This is a genomic window from Anoxybacillus sp. (assembly GCF_036834105.1).
Classification (GTDB): Bacteria; Bacillota; Bacilli; order Bacillales; family Anoxybacillaceae; genus Anoxybacillus.
This window is the reverse complement of the sequence record NZ_DAITON010000217.1, coordinates 1-2,197: the sequence shown is the minus strand read 5'-3', so window position 1 is coordinate 2,197 and position 2,197 is coordinate 1. Positions and strand designations below refer to the sequence as shown.

General features: G+C 43.6%; 3 protein-coding genes. All 3 read left to right on the top strand.

The features are described 5' to 3' along the window. A partial coding sequence (locus V7Z64_RS13065; protein WP_334110710.1) for an ABC transporter ATP-binding protein occupies positions 1-734 on the top strand: 734 nt, incomplete at its 5' end. Continuing rightward, complete coding sequence (locus V7Z64_RS13060; RefSeq protein WP_442885214.1) at positions 670-1,602, top strand: iron-hydroxamate ABC transporter substrate-binding protein; 933 nt, start codon at positions 670-672, stop codon at positions 1,600-1,602. The genes V7Z64_RS13065 and V7Z64_RS13060, both read left to right, overlap by 65 nt. A 66-nt stretch (positions 1,603-1,668) precedes the next feature. Beyond that, a partial coding sequence (locus V7Z64_RS13055; RefSeq protein ID WP_442885213.1) for an iron chelate uptake ABC transporter family permease subunit occupies positions 1,669-2,197 on the top strand: 529 nt, incomplete at its 3' end.

Genomic DNA, 2,197 nt, shown 5'->3' with positions numbered 1-2,197 from the left:
CAACGCTTTTAAAAGCGATGACGCGCATTATTCGTCATCAAGAAGGGGCGGTCATTTTAGACGGGAAACAAATTTCGCAAGAGCATACGAAATTGTTGGCGCAAAAAATGGCGATTTTGCCGCAAACCCCGGAAAGCCCGAGCGGTTTAACCGTCGGTGAGCTCGTTTCATACGGACGTTTCCCTTACCAAAAAGGATTTGGTCGATTGACGAAACGGGACGTGGAAGTCATTGATTGGGCGCTTGAAATGACTGGAACGATTGCATTTAAACACCGCCCGGTCGATTCGTTATCAGGTGGTCAAAGACAGCGAGTATGGATTGCGATGGCGCTTGCACAAGAAACAGATATCATTTTTTTAGATGAGCCGACGACGTATTTAGATATGGCCCACCAGCTAGAAGTGCTTGAATTGTTGCAACGTTTAAATCGCGAACAAAAGCGCACGATCGTGATGGTGCTTCATGATTTAAACCAAGCGGCTCGTTTTGCGGACTATATGATCGCCATGAAAGACGGGAAAATCGTGCAAGCGGGAACGTGCGAACAAGTCATGACGCCTGATGTATTAAGACAAGTGTTTCATATTGACGCAGAAATCGGCCGCGACCCTCGAACAAACAAACCGATGTGTATCACATATCATTTAATCAAAGGAGATGTAGCATATGTTGAACAAGCGAATGATGTCCATTCTTCTTTTGTTCGTCCTCATCTTGAGTGCGTGCGGTAACCAAGCGGCAGAAAACGAACAAGAGAAAGCAACAAAAGAAGCGAATGAACCGAAAACGATTACGTATGAATCAGAAACGGGTCCAATTGAAGTTCCTTCCAATCCGAAACGCGTTGTCGTGTTATCGTCATTTTTAGCAGGTAGTGTGATGGCGTTAGATGTCCCAATTGTCGGTGTCGATTCTTGGGCGAAAATGAACCCGCGTTATGAGCCATATCTAAAGGACGCAAAAGAAGTGACAGATGAAAGTTTAGAACAAATTATCGAGTTGGAGCCAGATTTAATTATCGCTGCGTCAACAAATAAAAACTTAGATAAATTAAAGGAAATTGCGCCGACTGTCACGTATACGTATGGAAAAGTCGACTATTTAACACAACATTTAGAAATTGGGAAGCTGTTGAATAAAGAAGAAGAAGCGAAAAAATGGATCGATGACTTCAAAAAGCGTGCGCAACAAGCTGGTGAAGACATTCGTGCGAAAATTGGTGAAGATGCGACCGTTTCAGTCATTGAAAACTTCGATAAACAGCTGTATGTATTCGGTAACAACTGGGGTCGTGGAACAGAAATTTTATATCAAGAAATGAAATTAAAAATGCCAAAAGCAGTAGAAGAACATGCGTTAAAAGATGGCTATTACGCGATTTCGCTTGAAGTGCTTCCGCAATTTGCAGGGGATTACGTCATCTTCAGTAAAAACGCAGATGGCGACCTTTCGTTTACAGAAACAGAAACGTATAAAAATATCCCAGCAGTGAAAAACAATCGCGTCTTTGAAGCAAACGCAAAAGAATTTTACTTTAACGACCCAATTACGTTAGAGTATCAGCTTGAGTTTTTCAAAAAGCACTTTTTAGGAGAGTAATATAGTAGAGAGAGGAGTTCGTCGCGAATTCCTCTTTCTTTATGCGAAAGAAAAGAGAGGATGTATATGCTGAAAAAATATTTATTTGCTTTTATTGTATTACTCGTGACCTTCGTTTGTTCAATTGTTGTTGGGGCTGCGGAGACGACGATCAAAGATGTATGGCTAGCGCTGACAGCGCCGGGAACAAACGAACAAACAATGATGATTTATGAGGTTCGTCTTCCTCGTGAAGCGGCAGCTGTCGTTGTGGGCGCCGCGTTAGCTGTTGCCGGTGCTATTATGCAAGGGATGACGAGAAACCCGCTCGTAGACCCGGGATTAATCGGACTGACAGCAGGGGCGAACGCCGCGTTAGCCGCAATGTTTGCTTTTTTTCCTGACACAAACTATATCGAAACCGTATTTGCCTGTTTTCTTGGTGCGTCGCTCGGTGGCTTGCTCGTATTTGGCATCGGCGCAAAGTCATTTTCACCGTTTCGCATCGTGCTAGCCGGTGCAGCCATTTCCACTTTTTTATACGCGATTGCAGAGGGTATTGGACTTATATATAAAGTATCAAAAGACGTATCGATGTGGACGGCTGGCGGAATGA